14 protein-coding genes are annotated in these 19,713 nt (G+C 42.9%); 8 read left to right on the forward strand and 6 right to left on the reverse strand.

The window, feature by feature from the left end; all coding sequences use genetic code 11:
* Positions 1 to 187: 187 nt before the first annotated feature.
* The 4 genes from ACKI39_RS07665 to ACKI39_RS07680 all read right to left on the reverse strand — a co-directional run bounded on the left by ACKI39_RS07665 (position 188) and on the right by ACKI39_RS07680 (position 5,833).
* Positions 188 to 991, reverse strand: coding sequence for a hypothetical protein (locus ACKI39_RS07665; protein ID WP_407399247.1), 804 nt, complete (start codon positions 989 to 991; stop codon positions 188 to 190).
* Between the two features lie 108 nt (positions 992 to 1,099).
* Entirely contained in the window at positions 1,100 to 2,050 is a 951-nt protein-coding gene (locus ACKI39_RS07670; RefSeq protein ID WP_407399249.1) for an omptin family outer membrane protease, read from the reverse strand.
* Positions 2,051 to 2,333: 283 nt separating this feature from the next.
* Complete coding sequence (locus ACKI39_RS07675) at positions 2,334 to 3,140, reverse strand: Rpn family recombination-promoting nuclease/putative transposase (protein ID WP_407399251.1); 807 nt, start codon at positions 3,138 to 3,140, stop codon at positions 2,334 to 2,336.
* A gap of 266 nt (positions 3,141 to 3,406) precedes the next feature.
* Positions 3,407 to 5,833 (reverse strand): glycoside hydrolase family 94 protein, encoded by a 2,427-nt coding sequence (locus ACKI39_RS07680; protein WP_407399253.1) that lies wholly within the window; start codon positions 5,831 to 5,833, stop codon positions 3,407 to 3,409.
* Positions 5,834 to 6,211: 378 nt separating this feature from the next.
* On the opposite strand from ACKI39_RS07680, the gene ACKI39_RS07685 reads away from it, so the two are divergent.
* From ACKI39_RS07685 to ACKI39_RS07710, 6 genes are all read left to right on the forward strand, one after another.
* Positions 6,212 to 7,510 (forward strand): ABC transporter substrate-binding protein, encoded by a 1,299-nt coding sequence (locus tag ACKI39_RS07685; RefSeq protein WP_407399255.1) that lies wholly within the window; start codon positions 6,212 to 6,214, stop codon positions 7,508 to 7,510.
* 100 nt (positions 7,511 to 7,610) lie between these two features.
* Complete coding sequence (locus ACKI39_RS07690; protein ID WP_407399257.1) at positions 7,611 to 8,744, forward strand: carbohydrate ABC transporter permease; 1,134 nt, start codon at positions 7,611 to 7,613, stop codon at positions 8,742 to 8,744.
* Entirely contained in the window at positions 8,741 to 9,583 is an 843-nt protein-coding gene (locus tag ACKI39_RS07695) for a carbohydrate ABC transporter permease (RefSeq protein WP_407399259.1), read from the forward strand. The genes ACKI39_RS07690 and ACKI39_RS07695 overlap by 4 nt, the downstream gene beginning before the upstream one ends.
* Before the next feature lie 79 nt (positions 9,584 to 9,662).
* Entirely contained in the window at positions 9,663 to 11,264 is a 1,602-nt protein-coding gene (locus ACKI39_RS07700; RefSeq protein ID WP_407399261.1) for a glycoside hydrolase family 43 protein, read from the forward strand.
* A 6-nt stretch (positions 11,265 to 11,270) separates the two neighbouring features.
* The gene (locus tag ACKI39_RS07705; RefSeq protein WP_407399263.1) at positions 11,271 to 12,290 is read left to right on the forward strand and encodes a LacI family DNA-binding transcriptional regulator; all 1,020 of its coding nucleotides are present in this window, start codon (positions 11,271 to 11,273) and stop codon (positions 12,288 to 12,290) included.
* A gap of 84 nt (positions 12,291 to 12,374) precedes the next feature.
* A complete protein-coding gene (locus ACKI39_RS07710) occupies positions 12,375 to 14,084 on the forward strand; it encodes a hypothetical protein (RefSeq protein WP_407399265.1) in 1,710 nt (569 codons plus the stop codon).
* Between the two features lie 106 nt (positions 14,085 to 14,190).
* Here ACKI39_RS07710 and ACKI39_RS07715 read toward each other — a convergent pair whose 3' ends face one another.
* Positions 14,191 to 15,354 (reverse strand): GGDEF domain-containing protein, encoded by a 1,164-nt coding sequence (locus tag ACKI39_RS07715; protein WP_407399266.1) that lies wholly within the window; start codon positions 15,352 to 15,354, stop codon positions 14,191 to 14,193.
* Positions 15,355 to 15,424: 70 nt separating this feature from the next.
* Entirely contained in the window at positions 15,425 to 18,532 is a 3,108-nt protein-coding gene (locus ACKI39_RS07720; protein ID WP_407399268.1) for a DNA translocase FtsK, read from the reverse strand.
* A 107-nt stretch (positions 18,533 to 18,639) separates the two neighbouring features.
* Here ACKI39_RS07720 and rsmI point away from each other — a divergent pair, with 107 nt between their 5' ends.
* Both rsmI and ACKI39_RS07730 read left to right on the forward strand, forming a co-directional pair.
* Positions 18,640 to 19,359, forward strand: coding sequence for a 16S rRNA (cytidine(1402)-2'-O)-methyltransferase (gene rsmI, locus ACKI39_RS07725; RefSeq protein WP_407399270.1), 720 nt, complete (start codon positions 18,640 to 18,642; stop codon positions 19,357 to 19,359).
* Position 19,360: 1 nt separating this feature from the next.
* Positions 19,361 to 19,648, forward strand: coding sequence for a flagellar biosynthesis anti-sigma factor FlgM (locus ACKI39_RS07730; protein ID WP_407399272.1), 288 nt, complete (start codon positions 19,361 to 19,363; stop codon positions 19,646 to 19,648).
* Positions 19,649 to 19,713 lie beyond the last annotated feature (65 nt).

A 19,713-nucleotide genomic window follows, 5' to 3' on the forward strand; every position in this document is an offset into this window, starting at 1 on the left:
TTATGCAGCCGTTTTGAACCTATATGCGTTTCTTTATGCTCTTTTACAATTTTTAATTTGAACTCTTCTGAGTATTTGGACATAAAAAATGCACCTCCTAAAATTGAACTTTATTTGTCCAACTTTAGGGGTGCACTTCACCAATACTTTTTGGACAGCCTCTTTGGCGTTAAAGTGTTATCTTAAATTACTCTTCTTCTGCAAGTTCCTGAACAACGTCTGTCATCTGAACTTTAGCTCTCATTGTCTTTCCTGGGTATACATTAGCGTATGCACCAATGGCAGCCTGCTTTGCAGTACCCTCATCAGGTTTCATCTTTGTAATAGTATTAGTTAATGATGTATTATCCTCTAAGATAGCTGTTCCATCAGATCTTCTAAGTGTGATTTTATATCCACCGTCATGACCTGCAGCCTTTACAACTCCATTGGAATCAACAGTTCCTGTTGCTTCTACTTCCACGATGAGTGTTACATCTGATCCTGCTGAACCATAGTTAGTAAAATTTTGCCATTGTGTTAAACCCTGTTCTTTTGCGGTAGCTCCAGAATCTGCAGGTTTTTTTCCATCGAGACCGATAAAGTTTTCGTAACCATCCATCTTAGAAAGGTCAATATTTGAGTACCAAGAAATGTAATACCTCAAAGATGTTGAGCTATTTCTTTGAACTCCGACAAGTCCAAAATTTGCAGTTCCATCAGCATTGTCTGTCTTTCCAAATACGAAACCAATAACACCAGAAATGGCATCGCCACTATCAGCTATTGTAATTGTACACTTTCCAGAAGTATGCTTTGTTGAAAGAACATTAAATCCACGGTTGTATGTGGAAGCACTATCATTTGTATAGTTAACTGTCCATTTTGCGGAAGCACCGATTCCGCTCTGTTCAAGAATTTTGTGTTCGTCATTGTCTTTCTGACAAGACATCATTCCAAGAACAGCTGCACCCAATGCAACTACAAGAGCACTCTTAATTAATTTTTTCATTAGGAATTACCTCTTTCCGTACGCCCACCCGCGTGAGCAGAAGATATAAAATCAGGCTTAAACTAAACCCTTCTATAATTATAATGTGATAAAAAAGATTTTCAACCGTCAAAGAACAATTTTGAAGCCTATTGTAAAATCCGTCTGTTTAATATTTGCACCGTTTTTTTGATCCAAGGGATAGTATTTTTCTGTAAAATCAGCAATTTTGGAAATGCCTTTATCTGTATTTCCAGTTATAAATTCGATATGAGTATAGAGAATAAGGTTATGATTAATTGATGTATTTGAAAAAAGTTTATATTTGAACTTTGATAAATTTCCATGACCTTCCATCTTTAGGTAAGTGTCATAAGTTGGTTTGTTAAGATGATGATCTACAGAATATGTATAAGAAAATGGAGAGAGAAAAAATCCAAGTCCAGCATTAAATTTATTTGTAAAATCGTAAGATAATGTTAGACCAGTCCATGTATATAAATTATGACGGTAGAATTCACATCCGTATAACTTTGAAATAATTTTAGCATCTTCACTGTCCCAGTTTACATCAGTTCCGGTTTTGCTGTATGGAGCTCGTCCATATCTTCCGTGTCCGTTCTGGGCCTTAAATTTAGCAAATGTATATTGCAGTTGAAATTCTGGAGTAATAGAAAGTCGTTCGAAAAAAGAAAAGCGATAGTTTGCGCCAAAGATGCTGTTGAAAATTAATTTGGAATAATTGTTGCTAGAACTATAATTGCATTTATTCTTAATTCCATTTTTATAAAAGTAATCAGAGTCATACATATTGCCACATTCAAGTGGAAGAGCAAAATCAAATCCGAAATAGAATTCAGCATTTTTATTTTCAAATGAAGTTTTTAATCCAAGGCAATAAAGCTGAGAATAATCCCATTCCAAAAGGCTTACTTCATTATTGCTGTTTTCAGAGGAATATAGGTATTCGTAGAGCGTTCCTGATTTTATGGAGAAATATGGGGAGACAGAAAGATTCTTTTCTGCGAAAAGTGAAAAGGGAGAAAAGAAAAATATAAGAAGTAAAATTCTATGTTTCATATTTATAGATATTATAATAAAGCAAAAAAATATTTACGACAAAGAGCTAAAGCAACTGCATAAGAAGGACAAACACTTTTTTTATTATAATGAATTTGAAAATTAAAAAGTTATTTCTAAAAGTTTTTTCACAGCGGGGTTAAAAAAAGCAATTCAAAAATATCATTCTTCTTCTACGCATAAGATTTTCCGTAGGAAAATCAAATCCGTGTGCCCCCCCGTGATTACCGTAGACGCGAACAAATCCGCTGGTTTCCTAGCAATTAAAGCGCCCAAAGTGCGACTACTGTTGTACAGTGACCTTGAGCTTTTCAATTTCTTCATCGCTAAGCCCAGTAAGCTTCACAATCTGCTCCACGCTGAGCCCCATTGCGATTGCGCTTCTTGCCGTCTCCACAGCCTTCTCGTGGGCTCCCTGAGATAGCCCCTCCGCTTTGCCGTCATCGTAGGCATATCTTGCCTGAAGTTTTATTTCCTGCTCTATGGTCATATGTTCTTTCCTCCATTCGCGTAGATTGAGGTTATGAATCACCTGCTCCTGCATGCATCTCGTAAGGTCGTCCTCAGCCTTCTTGTCATGGAAGTACTTTAGCAGTGAGCGTCTCTCGGGATTGGTTTCCTTTTCCCACGCTTTAACATTGTAAAATACTTTATGGCATTTGTCATTCAGCAGGATTCCTCTGTCCTCCACGCAGGAGTTCTCGAAGGTGTAGACTGGAATCCCTTTTCCAAACATGTCAAACAGACAGACAAAAAGTATGTAGGTTTCAGGAAGATCTACATAAACATTTCCCTTGTCAAGGAAGGATATGTCCTGCAAGCTCTGGTAGTACCTTGTCCTTAGCGGAAGGTCCTTCCTGTCGAGGCACTGCATCTCAAGGCAGAACACCCTGGTGCTGTCCTTCACATGGACGTCCAGGCGGATTCCCTTGGAATATGGGTCCACACGCAGGTCTTTCTCGCGCTCAAGATAGACAATTTTTTCGATGCTAATTTCGAGCATCCTTTCAAGAAATGGTCTGCAAACGCTTTCGTCCTTCATGACCGTTGCAAACATGAAGTTGTCGGTGATGGTGATCTCTTTTTCCATTTCAGCTCCGTTAAATAGAATCTGGAGAACAAATCCTCCATAACTATTAATAAACGGAAAAAAATAAAAAATGACGGTTTCACATGAAAAAACAAAAAAACTCAGCCCAAAACTTTGTTTCTGGACAATCAAGAATCGTGGAACAATCCGTGTGACACCCCGTGAGCGCCGTAGACGCGAACAAATCCGCTGGCAAATATATAGAAAAAAACAGCCCTCCGATCGAAAAATCAGAGGGCTGCGTTCTTTTAAAGAATCAAATCAACTTACATTCTTTCGTTTTCAACTGCTACTGCATTTTTGCCCATGTAGGCAACGATCTTGCTGCCGTCCTTAAGCATTGATACAGGAACAACTGCTGCTTCAAGCTTCTTTCCGTCTACTTCGATGTATTCGATACCCTTGTTTACGTGCTGTGGGTTCTTTACTTCGATGTGGAGGTTCATGCCTCTCCAGCGGCGGTCTGCCGTAAAGCCGTCCCAGTCTGCCTTTAGACATGGATCAAGCAGGAGGCCATCGTACTGTGGTCTGATACCGAGCATGTATTGTGTGATTGAGTAGTAGTTCCATGTTGCAGCACCAGAAAGCCAAGATACTCTTGTGTTGCCGGCGCGTGGGCTTACAGAAGAATATGTTGTCTGACCGATTACATATGGTTCGCTCTGGCGTACTTCTGCCTTTGTGTTGTATGCAGCAGGAAGTGCAGCCTTAAGGTATTCGTAAGCCTGGTCTCCGTTTCCGCGCATGATTTCTGCGATGACGCCCCAACCCTGTGTATGGTTGAAGATACCTGCATTTTCCTTGATACCTGCTGGGTAAACAACAGATGTCATGATGTTGCGGCTTGCATAGATGAATGGTGGAGCACAGAGCATGAGTCCGTAAGGTGTTGCAAGTTTTTCCTTTACGCTGGCAAGACAGTCGCGTACCTGGTCAGGTGTTGCAGCTCCTGAAAGAACCGACCAAACCTGTGTATTGAAGTAGATCTGTCCTTCATCGATTGAGTGTGTTCCATAAACTGTTCCGTCTTCTGCAATTGCCCAAACGAACCACTTTCCGTCCCAGCACTTTTTCTGGATGTTTGCATCGAGCTTGTCGCGTTCTGCCATTGCCCATTTTGCTTCGTCTTCCTTTCCAAGGCGTTTTGAAATGTCTGCGTATGTTGTAAGTCCAAGGCGGAGCTGGAAAGCAACAAAGAGGGATTCTCCGTGGTAACCGAGCTTAAGGCAGTCGTTCCAGTCGGCAAGGAGTCCGCAAGGGAGTCCGTTTGCACCCATTCTTTCAAGGTTGAAAAGGAGTGCCTGCTTAAGGTGTCCGTAAACTGTTGCTTCTCCCTGGTCTGCGTAAGGAACTACGCGGTTGTAGAAGTCAAATTTACCTGTTTCAGCAACGAAACATGGAATTGCGTTGAAGAACCACTGGCAGTCGTCCGAACGGAATTCTTCTGCTGGAATCATCTTCTGCTTTCCTGCAACAAAGTCCTTTGAAATGACTGGGAGGGCACCGCCGTTTGCAAACTGTCCGCTCAAGAGGCGAACAAGGCGTTCTTCTGCTTCTTCTGGAATTGCTGCAGAAACACCGAGGATGTCCTGAACTGAGTCGCGGTAACCGAGACCGTCGCGTTCTCCGTTGTAAACCAAAGATGCTGCACGAGACCAAGCGAAGGTAATAAGACAGTTGTAAAGTCCCCAGACATTTACTGTGTGGTTGATGTCTTCATCTGGAGTCTTAACGTTGAGGCTTCCGAGCTTTGCGTGCCATGCCTTAACAAGCTTGTCGAATTCTTCGTCACACTTTGCGATGGAGCCGAATTCCTTAACAGCCTTTTCGCCTTCAACATTTGCATCGCCGATACCAAGAAGAACAACGAGTTCCTTTGTTTCGCCTGGTGCAAGCTCGATGTCAGACTGCATTGAACCACAGATGTTGTCGCCGTAAGCGTTTGAGTTCTTGCATTCTCCGTTGATGACTGAATCAGGTTCCTTGTAGCTTCCGTATGTGCCGATGAACGACTGGCGGTCTGTATCGTAGCCTGTCATTGGCTGTCCAACGAGGGCCATCCATTCGCTCATGTAGTCGCCGATGGCTGGGTTCTTCTGGTGCTGGAGGTAAAGGTTTTCGTGGATAGAATAGCGGAGCATGTTCTCCTTTGCCTTTTCTCCCTTACAGATGAAGATTGAGTACTGGAGGTTGACCTGGTCCTGTGTTGTGTTCCACTGGTTGGAGAATTCACAGTAAGTGAATGCGCGGAGCTTTCTTGCTTTTGAGCCAGTGTTTGTTACCTTGAGTCTCCAGTATTCGAAGGTCTGTCCAAGAGGAACAAAGTACTTTGCTTCAGACTTGATGCCTTCATATTCTGTTTCAAAAATAGAGTAAGCAGTACCGTGGCGGCAGATGCTCTTGTATTTGTCGAGAGGCTTTCCTACAGGCTGCCATGAAGCCGACCAGTAGTCCTTGCTTTCCATGTCGCGGAGGTAGAAATATCTACCAGGCTGATCCATCGGGATTGAGTTGAACCTGAGGCGCATGAATCTTCCCTGTGCACCAGATTTGTAAAATCCGTAACCGCCTGCGTTGTTTGTGATGACAGCACCGTATTCTGTGGAACCAAGATAGTTGCTCCAAGATGTAGGTGTGTCAGGGCGTGTTACAACATATTCCATTGCTTCATCGTCAAAATAGCCGTACTGCATTCTGAACTCCTTTCATTGTTTTATTCTTTTCAATATACAGAAAATTTTCCATTTGTCTACATTTATGTCTAAAAATGCAGGCAACTATTCAAAAATAGCGATGGGCGAAAGACTATTCTATTGAAAATATTGGAATTCTTGTGAATTTTTATGGATTTTCCTTAGAGTAACCATAAATTGAAGAATTTTCACTTTGTAATGGTAATTTTGGTAAGAATTTGTTTGACAATTTAATATCGTGGACTTATACTAATATTTGAAACCGGTTTCCGTAGGTATTCCGGCTTTAAATCGTAACCCTCGGGTTCCTAAATATCAAATTAAAAAATGTGGAGTCCGATGTAATATTTTCATATGCATAACTAATAGGAGGAACGTATGAAGAAATTGGTTGCAGTTGCTGCTGCAGTAGCATGTGCATCACTTGCACTCGTAGGATGTGCAAAGAAAGACGGAGCATCAGCTGGTAAGGATGCAAGCAACAAGCTCGTAGTATGGTCATTTACAGACGAATTGGACGGAATGATCACAAAGTATTTCCAGGAAGATGGTCGCTTCAAGGGTAAGTATGAAGTTGAATACTCACTCACACCAACAGACCAGTTCCCAAACAAGCTTGACCCAGTTCTCGCTTCTGGTTCAGGATGTCCAGACGTTTTCGCTCTCGAAGACGCATTCGTTCGCAAGTACGTTGAATCAGGTCTTCTTCTTGACCTTACAGACGTTTACAACGAAATCAAGGACAAGATGATTGCTTACCCAGCAGAAGTTGGTACATACAACGGAAAGGTATACGGTCTCTCATGGCAGGTAACTCCAGGTGCTGTATTCTATCGCCGCTCACTCGCAAAGAAGTACCTCGGTACAGATGATCCAGCAGAAGTTCAGAAGGCTCTCGCTAACTGGGACAAGTTCCTCGAGACAGCAGAACTCCTCAAGACAAAGTCAAACGGAAACTGCTACATCGTATCTTCAACAGGTGACCTCTTCAAGCCATACTCATCTGGCCGCAAGAATCCATGGGTAGTAAACGACAAGCTCGTTGTAGATCCACTTATGGAAGAATACATGAAGATGTGTAAGACTCTCAAGGATCGTGGTCTTGAAGGTCGTGTTGGTCAGTGGTCAGAAGGTTGGTTCGCTGGTATGAAGGGTGTTCTCGCTGATGAATCAGGAAACACAAAGGAAGTATTCTCTTACTTCCTCCCAACATGGGGTCTCCACTATGTTCTTAAGACAAATGCTCCAGAAACATCAGGTGACTGGGCAATGTGTGCTGGTCCAGTAGGATACCGCTGGGGTGGTACTTGGGTAGGTGCATGGGCAAAGACAAAGAACCCTAATGCAGCTAAGGAACTCATCAAGTACGTAGCTACAGATGACACATTCCTCGAGAACTGGGCAAAGGATACTGGTGACGTTGTTTCTAACGCTAAGGTTGTAGCAAAGGTTAAGGACAACTTCTCTGAAGCATTCCTTGGTGGACAGAACCACTATGCAGAATTTGCTGAAATGGCAAAGAATGTTAACGGAAAGCTCTCACAGGGTACAGACCAGGCTATCGAAGGTATCTTCGGTGAAGCAACTGGTGCTTATGTAAACGGTGAAAAGTCATTGGAACAGGCTCTTGCAGATTTCAAGGAGCAGGTTGCAGCACAGCTTTCACTTGGTAACTAATTTCCCTAGTGTATAATGCCTGATATAGCCGCCTTGGATAAAGGCGGTTATATTGGGCTTTTTTTTATCCGGTTTCTGCCGGAATTTGTGAGGTGCTTTGATGAAGAAAAAATCCGGAATAGAAACTAGAGTTAACAGAGCAGGTGCAGTTTTTGTTCTGCCTTTTATCCTGGTTTACGCAGCATTCCAATTTTGGCCTGTAATCTATACCCTTATGCTCGGTTTCAGCGACATAAAGGGCTTTAAGACAGACATGGGCTTTGTTGGACTTGAAAACTTCAAGAGACTTGTTACAGACAAGTTCTTCTGGGATTCAGTTTACAATACTTTCTGTATGTGGGGCCTTAACTTTGCTCCTCAGCTTAGTATTGCTCTTATTTTTGCAATCTGGTTCACAGATTTGCGTTTGAATTTGAAATGTAAAGGTTTGTTCAGAGCCGTATTCTATATGCCTAACTTGCTTACAACAGCATCTATCGCTATCTTGTTCCGCAGTTTGTTTGCATATCCAATCGGACCTGTAAACCAGTTTCTTACTGGTACCTTGAATATATGGGCTACTGAAATTGTTGATGGTGAAGAAGTTCTTCGTGGTTTCAACTTTTTCCGTATGAATGTTACTCCAGATAAGGATTACCTTATTGACTGGGTTCCAAGAATCATCGTTGCATTCATTCAGTGGTGGATGTGGTGTGGACATACATTGATCATGCTTATGGCAGGTATCACAAGTATTTCACCTTCATTGTACGAAGCTGCAATCGTTGACGGTGCAAACCAGAGACAGCAGACATGGTTGATCACAATCCCATTGCTTCGCCCAATGATGCTTTACCTCCTCGTTACATCAATGATTGGTGGTATGCAGTTGTTCGAAATTCCATTCCTTCTTACAGATATGCGTGGTGGACCTCGTTATGCAATCCGTACAATGGGTGTTTACCTGTATAACATGGGATTCCAGGGTAAGACTGACTATTCTTATGCCGCAGCAATTGCCATCGGAGTATTCATCATCACTATCCTTCTTGCTACTATGATCAACCAGATGATTAAGGACCGCAAGTTCAACCAGTGGTGGTATCTCTTGCTTATGTTGATATTCATCATCGTTGGATTCGCTCTCTACATGTGGACAAGAATGTTCATTCTCTTGCTCGCATTCGGTTATGTTGGTGTTGGTGTAGTTGCACTTCATCACTACTTGTATGAAAAAAGGAGGACTAACAGATGAGAAGCGATAGAGCAACCCTTACCGCTAAAAGATCGATAATTTATGTACTCATGATCTTGTTTACAATCATTGCGGTTGTACCAATTTACCTGATGCTTATCAACGCAACTCGTTCGAATGCACAGATCAACGAAGGTCTTTCTTTCCTTCCTGGTGGAAACACAATGAACAACTGGCACAATCTTACAAGCCGTAACTTTAAGATTTGGCAGGGTTTCAGCAACAGTGCTTTCATTTCTGTTTGTTGTACAGTGCTTGGTGTTTATTTCTCGACACTTACAGCATATGCAATTCATGTTTATAGATTTAAGGGTCGTAATTTCCTTTGGGCTTTCATCCTTATCGTAATCATGATTCCAGGTACACTTTCATTCATTGGTTTCTACCAGTTCATGGCTAAGTGTCACCTTACAAACAGCTTTATTCCTTTGATTGTTCCAACAATCGCTTCTGCAGGTACTGTATTGTTCATCAAGCAGTATATGGAATCCATCCTTTCATTTGAGCTTATCGATGCTGGACGTATCGATGGTGCAGGTGAGTTCATGATCTTCAACATTGTCATTCTTCCAATCATGGTTCCTGCTCTTGCAGCACAGTGTATTTTCTCTTTCGTTGGTTCATGGAACAACTTCATGACACCATTCGTTCTCCTTTCGGATCAGAAGAAGTATACACTTCCTATGCTTGTTCAGACACTTCGTGGTGATATCTACCGTACAGAATACGGTTCAATCTACCTTGGTGTTGCAGTATCCCTTATTCCAATCCTTGTATTCTATGCATTCATGTCTAGATACATCATTTCCGGAATTACAATGGGTTCTGTAAAGGAATAGCATTAAATTCGCAGCAGGGTTTCCATTGCGGGAACCCTGCTTTTTTTTTTAGCAAAATAATAAATTTGGAGTCATATAAATGAAGGTTTACAATCCAATTCTTACTGGTTTTCACGCAGATCCATCCATCGTCAATGCAAACGGTGAATGTTTTATTGCAAATTCCACCTTTGAGTGGTTTCCTGGTGTAGAGTTACACCGCTCTAAAGATTTGAAAAATTGGCAACCGGTTGCCTCACCGTTGCAGACTAAGACACTTTTGGATATGGCAGGAAACAAGGCTTCTTGTGGAATCTGGGCACCATGTCTTACATATTGTGAATCTGAGAAGCTGTTTTACTTGATTTATACAAATGTACGCAGCTGGAATGCAGGTCCTTGGAAGGACTGTCCAAACTATCTTACTACTGCTCCTTCTATCGAAGGTCCTTGGTCAGACCCAGTATTCATGAACGCAAGCGGTTTTGATGCTTCCATGTTCCACGATGATGACGGAAAGCACTGGTACATCAACATGGAATGGGATTACCGCCAGACAGGTCCACGCCAGTTCTCTGGAATCCTTCTTCAGGAATACGATGCAAAGCAGAAGAAGCTTGTAGGTCCTATCCACAAGATTTTCCGTGGTACAGACATTGGTCTTGTAGAAGGACCTCATCTTTACAAAAGGGACGGATACTATTATATCTTTGCTGCTGAAGGCGGAACATGCTATGAGCATGCAATCAGCTGTGGCAGATCAAAGAGCATCACTGGTCCTTATGAAGTTCATCCATGCAATCCATTGATTTCTTCTTATGGTCATGACGAAATCTGGTTGCAGCGTGCAGGACACGGTGCAATGTGCAAGAGTCCAGACGGAAAGAAAGACTACCTTGTATATCTTTGCGGTCGCCCAGTAGAAGGTACAGAACGCTGTATCCTTGGTCGTGAAACAGGAATCGCAGAGCTTGAATGGAAGGATGGCTGGCCATTCGTAAAGCAGCCTGACGGTTCACTTCAGAATTTCCCACCAGAATATATCGAAGTTGAAGGTGAAGGTGAGATCCTTCCAGGTCATGGAGCAATCCATCCTGCAGAAAAATATACGTTCGACAATGATGACTGGAAGCTTGATTTTAAGACACTCCGCATCCCAATGACAGAAGACAGGTTCAGCACAAAGGAACGTCCAGGCTGGCTTAGGATTCATGGGGGACAGTCCCCTGTTTCAACATTTGAGCAGGGACTTGTTGCCCGCCGCCAGACAGACTTTGCTTTTGAGGCTGAGACAAAGCTTGAATTCAATCCTACCGATTTCCAGCATTTTGCAGGCATGGTCTACCGCTATGATGAAGAGACACAGTACCTCTGTGTCGTAACCCATGATGAAAAACTTGGAAAGGTCATCAATGTAATGACAATAATGCCAGAGGGCTTCATCCGCGAAGTAGAAATTCCAATCGAGGAAAATAAACCGGTTTGGATAAAGCTCAAGGTTGACGGCAAGAAGGGATTCTTCTGGTGGTCACAGGATGGAATCAATTTCCGCCAGATGAGACCATTGCTTGATGCCACAAAGCTTTCTGACGAATACGGCGGACAGGGATTTACAGGAGCATTTGTTGGAATGTACTGCGCCGACATGGTCCAGTATACAAATCCTTGTGACTTTGAATATTTCATATACAAAAGAGTATAAGGAAAAATGGTAACGATCTATGATATCGCCAAGGAAACGGGCTATTCGGCTCCGACAATTTCCAAGGCGCTCAATGGAACCGGGGGCTTGAGCGTAAAGACAAGGGATAAGATCCTTAAGGCTGCTGAAGCTCTTGGTTACAAACCGAACATGGCTGCGCGTTCTCTTACTACAAAGAAATCATATCTTGTCGGTGTGATCTTTGAAGATGCCGACATGCAGCGCGGCTTTGAACATCCACTCTTTGGCGGTATCATGAACACCATCAGGACCGAGATGGAAAATTCCGGCTATGATCTGATTTTTCTTTCTCGGTCTCTTCTTGCAAAAAAACGCTCCTATCTTGAACATTGCCTACACCGAAATGTAGATGCTGTCATGATCATCAACCCCCTGAGTGTGGATGAAGATCTTATGGAGCTTGCAAATTCAGAAATACCCTGTGTTTCAATCAACTACATAATACCAGGAGTTCCTTCGGTTGTGACTGCAAATGTCGATGCAGGATACAAGGCAGGAAAATTCCTTATAGAAAAAGGACATAAAAAGATCGGATACATTTCCGGCTCCTTTACGCAGTATAATCTTGCCGCCAAGGAAAGGCTTGAAGGTCTACGGAAGGCAGTGGATGAAGCGGGATTGGAATTTGATGAAAGCAACATTGAATACTGCGCAAAGTGGACAAGAGCGCTTGGCTATGAGGCGATGAAAAAACTTCATGAAAAGAATCCGCAGCTTACTGCGGTGTTTGTTGCCAATGACAACATGGCTTTTGGTGCGATGGAATACCTTGAGTCCATAAAGGTAAAGATGCCCGATGAAATCTCAATCATAGGATTTGATAACGAACAGGCCTCGGAATTCATTACACCGACATTGACCACATTCAAACAGAACAGGCTTACCATCGGAAAGCTTTCATCGGAAATGCTGATGAATCGTCTTGTAGGAATTCCTGTACACGATTGCGTAAGGGTTCAGGCAGAACTTGTGGAACGCGATTCTGTAAAAGATCTAAGCAAGTAAAATTCTAGCGAAAAACCTTTTGTTTACAACTTATAAATTCGCATGATATAATTAATAGATATTAAAATTTCGGGAGTATATTCAATGGCATACGAAGATGACGATCAGTCTTTTGAAGCCCTCTTTTCGCAGGCTGAATCAAATAGTGGATCAGGGTTCGGCGTGGCTGGAGATGAATTCACTAGTATGATTAGCAGTTCTTCCAATAAGGATTTTGATCGCTTTGTTGAGGAACAGGAAAATTCTGCAGGCAAACCAAAGATGCTCGGATGTATTCCAGAGGTAGACCTTAACATCAAGGAATTCCGTCCAATTGAAAAATATTTTAATGAGGAACCTAATCAGGTCTACGACGATCCTTCATATTACAAGAAATGCCTTACAGGTGAAGGACAGAGCTCACAGCGCCTTCATTCTCTTCTTGTGAAATATCTTAACTGCCAGGATAAAAAAGACAAGACTGTCTATCGTCAGCAGATTGTGACTGCATACTGGGAATTCCTCAGGACGCTTGCTCCAAAGATGGCAAGCACTGGAATTGCAGACTGCAAGAGGATGGCAATGCGCTATGGTATTCTTTTACCTTCACTTGCAACTGCAGAACAGAAGACAATGTTTGCAAAGGCTATCGACCTTAACAATACCTATGAACCTGTTCTTTACATGGATGAATGGATAAAAAGCATTGCCCTCGGTCACATGAAGCCTTCCACAACAGATGAAACTCCAGTCAAGGGAGCAAACAAGGGAGGGGCAGGTGCAGAGCAGGCAAGGATTCAACAGCTTAAGAGCAAGAACAGTGGAAAGATGCAGACTTCTGAAAGCCTTTTAAATGCAAAAGAAGCGGAACGACAGACCCTTGAACATCAGGTAATGAGCAGAATGGAAGAGCTCATGGTGCATGAAACTGTAATGGGGCTTGATCCTCATAAGGCTCCTTATACAGATCTGCAGAGGAAAATGTTCAGCGACATCACAAACCTTTTCCGTTCATTGCAGAAGGTCGATAAGGAGCTTTCAAATTACCTGAATGAATTCAAGGAAGCAAAGGACATTGAGGAAAGCCTCAACGCCAAATCCAATGAAGTGGTCGAAGAAGTAAGCGTTGGAAAAGAAGAGATTCTTGGTGAGATGAATACTTTGCGTCAGATGCATAAGATGACCTGTGGACGGCAGGGTAACCAGTTCCCGGTTTTTACAAGAGAATTCTTCCACTGTATCGACAAGTTTACTGGCTTCCGCGAAAATGTAATCAGAGAGCTGCAGTGGATTGAATCTATAGATCCTCAGTGCTTCTGCCGCATACATAAGAACATTCCGCATAGAATCGTTCCTTATACTCTTCTTGTTCCATCCTATGGTGATTCTGGCTTCTGTTGGGAACCATTCGATAGATTCAACAGACTTTCAAGCCGTGGTAGAATCTGTATTCCGATGTATCCTCGCGATCTTAAAACTGCATGTCTTACTGCCGTTGCCGATTTGCGCTGGCAGGTAGCAAAGGAAAAGGCATCCTTTGACTGGATGAGCGACGGTCTTACAGGCCATTACTATCAGTATCTTGAAGAACATAAGATGAAGGGAGACATCAAGCAGTTCTTCATCGATGACTATATCCTCTGGATGACAAAGGAATCAATGGGAACACAGAAGCTTGACAAGGAAGTCCGAGCAATCTTCTGGCGATATCTTCCGTTCCCACAGGAGCTTAAGGAAGAACTTAAGAAAAGAAGTCTTGCCTATGCAGAACTGTTCCAGAGAGACATCAATCGCAGCATGAGCGACGGATATTGATTCGGGCCGATGGGGTTCATCCATTCGTGTTGATGCAGTTTGAAGCATTAAACCTTTAAAAATCAAAGGCCTTCAAGTGAAGCAAAAGTTCATTTGAAGGCTTTTTTTATTCCTCGTCGAAAATGTCAAAGTCGTTGTTATGCATCCTTGCAAGATCCAGAAGACCAAGCTTATAAATGGTGCTTTGGTTTCTGCCGTGTTCCTTTGAGTAGTAGAGCGCCTGATCCGCCTTCTTGAAGATTATCCTTGGTTCCAGATCTTCATGATAATCTATGATTACACCACCTATGCTGACCGTTACCTTTAGAGGTTTATCCTGTTCATAAAGCACCATGTCCTCGACGGCTTTCCTGACGCGTTCTGCAACCTTGAAAACAGATTCTGAAGTGCATTGGGTCAGAAGGATAGAGAATTCTTCTCCACCAAATCTTGCGATGCAATCCTCGTTTCTCAAAGTTTTTTTGAGGGTATTGGCAATGGATATAAGGACTTTGTCCCCAACAAGATGTCCCCAGTTGTCGTTGAATTTCTTGAAGAAGTCAATGTCCAGGATGAGTACAGCTGAAGTCTGTTTATATCTTTTTACAGAGGATAAAGTTTCATTCAGTCTTGAGAAGAAGAAGTCGTTGGTGTATAAGCCTGTCTTTGAATCCGTGATGGAAGATTCATAATGAAGTCCATTCTGCATTGTAATGGAAAGAATGGAAAAAATTCTGCTGATGTATGAAATCTGTGAATCGGAGTATTCAGTGTCTGTGATTTTATTGGTGATGAATACGATACCGTAAGTTCCTCCGATGGCGATCAAAGGAATTACAAAATGAGGGTTTATGTCCTCAAGAATGCTGTCTGAAATTTCAGAAGGAAGACTGTCCTTTATTTCGTTGAAGTAGTGGACGGCACCTGACTGCTCATGGGTCAGATTCTGGTCGAAATAATCCTTGAGAAAGGAAAAGGATTCGGTCGAGATGCTTTCATCTGTCTTTACGAGCCTTCGATATACATACTGCCTTAAATGCTTTTTCCTTGGCGGCTGAAAAAGGAATACAAGCCTGTCTGGAATGAAATATTCAAGGAAGCGGGAACACAGGAAGTCGATCATGGAATCAACTTCAGTGAGGGAAATCAAGTGGGAGATGTCATTGACGATACGGATAAGGTCAGTGTTCTCTTTCTTTAGATTTTCAACAGAAGAAAGCATGCCTGACTGCTGCAGGTTCTGGAACTGAGTCAAAATATTCATCGTCGATTCATTTTTGCTTTCTTCCATTTTCATCTCCAATTATAACATGGTTCCTGTCATAAACCAAATTAAAAATTTTTACAGACGGAAACTGTGCTTAAGGCATGTGGATGATTTCACGAGGCTTTGATCCATTTGCAGGACCTACGATTCCACGTTCCTCCATAAGCTCGACAAGACGAGCCGCACGGTTGTATCCGATGCTAAGTCTACGCTGAATGTAGCTTGCGCTTGCTTTGCCAGCCTGAATTACAATGTCCAGTGCCTTGTCGTATAACGGATCATCTGCACCGTCGTTGAAAAAGGACATCTGTCCATTTGATTCATCTTCTTCATCGTCAACAAAAATTTCATCGTCGATGTATTCAGGCTCTCCCCATTCCTTTACGGCTTCAACTACATCCTCGACTTCCTGGTCGGAAATGAATGCACCTTGTATGCGGACAGGGAAAGGATCCGTAGCACTTGCATAGAGCATGTCGCCTTTACCAAGAAGCTTTTCGGCACCCATCTGGTCGATGATGATGCGGCTGTCTGTTTTTGCTGCAACCATGAAGGCAATACGGCTTGGAATGTTTGCTTTGATGAGACCAGTGATGACATCGACTGAAGGACGCTGAGTTGCAAGGACAAGATGGATGCCGACTGCACGGGACATGGCACAAAGACGTGCTACAACACCTTCAAGCTGTTTTCCAGTTGTAGCCATGAGGTCAGCAAACTCGTCGATGATGACAATGAGGTATGGAATTTTTTCTGTCGCTATGTGCTGGTCGACTATTTTTTTATTGTAGCTTGAAATGTCACGGCAACCGAGGCTGTCGAGGACAGCATAGCGGCGTTCCATCTCACAAAGGCAGTACTGGAGGGCCTGCATTGCCTTCTTGGATTCTGTGATTACGGGAGTAAGCAAATGAGGAATGTGGTTGTAAAGTTTAAGCTCAACAACCTTAGGGTCGATGAGAATCATCTTTACGTCGCTTGGACTTCTCTTGTAAAGAATAGAAAGAATCATGCTGTTGACGCAAACAGATTTACCTGCACCTGTTGATCCTGCAATAAGGAGGTGAGGAGTCTTTACAAGGTCCATGATCTGTGTCTCGCCTTCGATGTCTTTTCCAAGGATTACAGGCACCGACATCTTTTTCCATTCAGGACGGTTCTGTTCGATGCATTCACGGAAAGAAACAATGGCTCTGTCTCTGTTAGGAATTTCAATACCGACTGCACGTTTTCCAGGAATTGGTGCAACGATACGTACTGACTGTGCAGCAAGACGAAGTGCGATGTTGTCAGCAAGACCGACAATCTTTGATAGCTTAACGCCAGGAGCAGGAAGGATTTCAAACATGGTGACCACAGGACCCTTGCGGATACCTATGATTTCTGCCTGGATGCTGAATTCCTTGAGGGTTTCCTGAAGATTGATTGAAGCCTGCTTTGTTTCTTCATCAATGATCCAGTACTCATTTTCTGCATAGGCTGTAAGTAGCCCAGTGTCGATTTTATATGCCCCAAGTTTTTTCTTTTTCTTTGGAGGAACCATCGCTACTGCAGGTTTAATGCTTCCATCGGATCTGGAATTGGCGGCGACAGGATTACCATTTGAATCGACTACAGGAGATGCGAGAGGATCGACATTTTCGTTTGAGTCACCTTCAACAACTTTTCTTGCATCCTGTTCCATCTGGGAAAAAATATCTCCAAGTCCAGTTGCATCTGGATTGAAATTTGCAGTCCTGTCGGTGTTCTTTATGTCTGTGATGATCTGGTCTTCCATGAAGGATTCATCTATTTCTTCGTTGATGTTATCCTCAACGGAAAAGTCTTCATCGACTGGTTCATCTACGATGTTGCTTTCGATCACAGGTTCTTCAATCCCATCATTTTCATAGGGAAAATCATCGCCAGGTTCTTCGGTGCTTTCATCGGCAGGATCTTCAAATTCCATGTCGTACTGAATTTCTTCTTCCTGTTCATCTCCTGAATCAAAAGGATCTATTTCAGAAGTAAGGCTCTGGGATTCCCTTTCAAACTGGTCGATTATGTCTACATCCTCAAAGAGAATTTCATCCTTGCCTGAACCGTAGTCTTCTGCTTCTGGATTTTCATCGCCCTCTGAAGCATCGTCTACGAATTCATCAAGCTCGTCATCCGATGGAATCTCTATGGTGTCTTCCTGGACTGGATCGACTGTGATTTCATCGTCAATTGAAAGCTCTTCCTGTTCTTCGCCTGAATTTTCATTTGAGCTTTCGGCATGTTTTGATTCCTGCAGCTGTTCCCTGCTCTGATTCGTTATGTCGGTTGGGTAATCAGAAATTTCAGTAGGATCTATCTTACCTTTGACATTGCCTTCATCGTCAATGGACCAGTTGAAGGAAATCTTTTTCTTTGGAGTTTCCACGGAAGGACTCTCGGTGGCCTGATCATTTTCCTGGACATCGGTTTCTTCCTTGCTGTGGATTGATTCATCGATATCATTTTCATCAAGCGCGCGTTTTCTATTTGCAAAGGAAATCTTCTGGACGAATAGATGCTTAAGGTCAGCAGGCTTGTTCTTGAGGAAAGATAGGGTTCTTTTTCTGCTGGTTGAATCAGGTTCAGCTTCAGAGGATTCAGATTGTGGGTTTTCAAGTTCTCCGTTGTCCTCATAATCCTTTGGATCTGCGTGAGGTGCATTTGTGTACTGTGGTCCCCATTCAATCTCCTCGACCTTTCTTTCTTTTCTTGCAGGTCTTTCGGCAGGGACTTCTGGTTTATCCTTGAGCCTGTTTTCTATGAATGATGCCAATGTCACGGACAGGAGATATTCAAGGATCACAAGAAGGAGTGCAATTATGATGATGGAGGAAATCTTGACAAAAGCAAGGGGACTTGTATCCTGATTGGAAATGGCAATGCAGGTACGCTCGGCAACCACGAATGTAAAGAACGGGATGATGCTTACCAGAAGAATGAAGGCTCTCTGGATGTTCCATTTTGCGCTAAGGCAGAAAGCTCCTGCAACAAAGAAGAAGGCAGGAATAAGGATGGAGCAAAGGCCGTATACTGAAAGCAGCATCTGACCCAAGGCAGGAAGAAACCTGCTGTCTGTCGATCCGAAATCTAGGAGACCAAGTAATAATCCAATGGAAAACAATGCTGCCACGCAGAAGAGTGCAATACCAGTTATAGTTGCGGCAATACGTTCCTTTCTAGTCATTGTAATAAACCCCGAAAATACAGAAATTCCCCTATAATATCGGCATTTTAAAGGTGTTTTTTAGCAGGAAAGTTGCAAAAAAAATAGCATGGCTGTATACTATACTTGTGTCGGAATTATACATTGTTGCCACGCCTATAGGAAATCTGGGCGATATAACTTTCAGGGCTTTGGAAACCTTCAAGAGCGTTGATGTGATTGCGGCGGAGGACACCCGTCATACACTTCAGCTTTTGACTCATTTTGAGATAAGGAAACCCTTGATAAGCTGTCGTTCCCAGAATGAGCAGTTTGCCTCTGAAAAGATCATTAAGATGCTTGATGAAGGTCAGACCGTTGCCTATGCAAGCGATGCAGGAACCCCAGGTATAAGCGATCCTGGGGCAGTTCTTGCGGGACTGGCAAGAAAAGCTGGACACAAGGTCGTGCCGATTCCTGGGGCCAGTGCATTTGCGTCCCTTGCAAGTGTAGCGGGAGCAGGTGGAAAGACCCTTGTTTTTGAAGGGTTCCTTTCGCCGAAACCAGGTCGAAGGAGAAGCAGGCTTAGGGAACTTATGGCAACAGGTGATGCCATAATTCTTTACGAAAGTCCCTTCAGAATTGTTAAGCTTTTGACGGATATTGCCGATATTGAAGAAGGGAGAAGGGTTGTTGTTGGTCGTGAGCTGACGAAGCTTCATGAAGAGATAACTGAAGGAACCGCAAGAGAGGTTCTTGAAGATTACGGCTCCAGGACGAAGGTCCAGGGCGAGTTTGCAGTTTTTATTTCTGGCAATAAAAATGCTAAACTTTTGGATGAATCTTCCGATAATATAAGCGAGGCTTAGTATGATGATAGACAAAGTTAATTATGTATCGCCTGTGAACAACCTTCAGAGCACAAAGCGCTCTAGCAATGTTGCAAATTCACAGAGAACATCTGATGAAATCAGTGTTTCAGATGAAGCAAAGGCTGCAGCCGAAGCTATGTATTTGAAGCAGGTGTCTGATGAGACTCCAGATATTCGTCAGGACTTGGTGGAAAAGATTAAGCTTAAGATTCAGGATCCAAATTATTTCAGCGAAGCTACAATCGCTGCTACAGCGGATCAGATTCTTAGCGCATACGGACTCTAAGAATTCCGTAGTCGTTTTAAGGGGATAAATAAGGGCGGAATAACTTTTCCGCTCTTTTTTTTTGC

Source organism: Treponema sp., assembly GCF_045641405.1.
Taxonomy (GTDB): Bacteria; Spirochaetota; Spirochaetia; order Treponematales; family Treponemataceae; genus Treponema_D.

Bases quoted from the DNA above. Each gene is read 5' to 3' on its own strand.
- ACKI39_RS07665 (WP_407399247.1), bottom strand. From the start codon at position 991: ATGAAAAAATTAATTAAGAGTGCTCTTGTAGTTGCATTGGGTGCAGCT.
- ACKI39_RS07670 (WP_407399249.1), bottom strand. From the start codon at position 2,050: ATGAAACATAGAATTTTACTTCTTATATTTTTCTTTTCTCCCTTTTCA.
- ACKI39_RS07675 (WP_407399251.1), bottom strand. From the start codon at position 3,140: ATGGAAAAAGAGATCACCATCACCGACAACTTCATGTTTGCAACGGTC.
- ACKI39_RS07680 (WP_407399253.1), bottom strand. From the start codon at position 5,833: ATGCAGTACGGCTATTTTGACGATGAAGCAATGGAATATGTTGTAACA.
- ACKI39_RS07685 (WP_407399255.1), top strand. From the start codon at position 6,212: ATGAAGAAATTGGTTGCAGTTGCTGCTGCAGTAGCATGTGCATCACTT.
- ACKI39_RS07690 (WP_407399257.1), top strand. From the start codon at position 7,611: ATGAAGAAAAAATCCGGAATAGAAACTAGAGTTAACAGAGCAGGTGCA.
- ACKI39_RS07695 (WP_407399259.1), top strand. From the start codon at position 8,741: ATGAGAAGCGATAGAGCAACCCTTACCGCTAAAAGATCGATAATTTAT.
- ACKI39_RS07700 (WP_407399261.1), top strand. From the start codon at position 9,663: ATGAAGGTTTACAATCCAATTCTTACTGGTTTTCACGCAGATCCATCC.
- ACKI39_RS07705 (WP_407399263.1), top strand. From the start codon at position 11,271: ATGGTAACGATCTATGATATCGCCAAGGAAACGGGCTATTCGGCTCCG.
- ACKI39_RS07710 (WP_407399265.1), top strand. From the start codon at position 12,375: ATGGCATACGAAGATGACGATCAGTCTTTTGAAGCCCTCTTTTCGCAG.
- ACKI39_RS07715 (WP_407399266.1), bottom strand. From the start codon at position 15,354: ATGGAAGAAAGCAAAAATGAATCGACGATGAATATTTTGACTCAGTTC.
- ACKI39_RS07720 (WP_407399268.1), bottom strand. From the start codon at position 18,532: ATGACTAGAAAGGAACGTATTGCCGCAACTATAACTGGTATTGCACTC.
- ACKI39_RS07730 (WP_407399272.1), top strand. From the start codon at position 19,361: ATGATGATAGACAAAGTTAATTATGTATCGCCTGTGAACAACCTTCAG.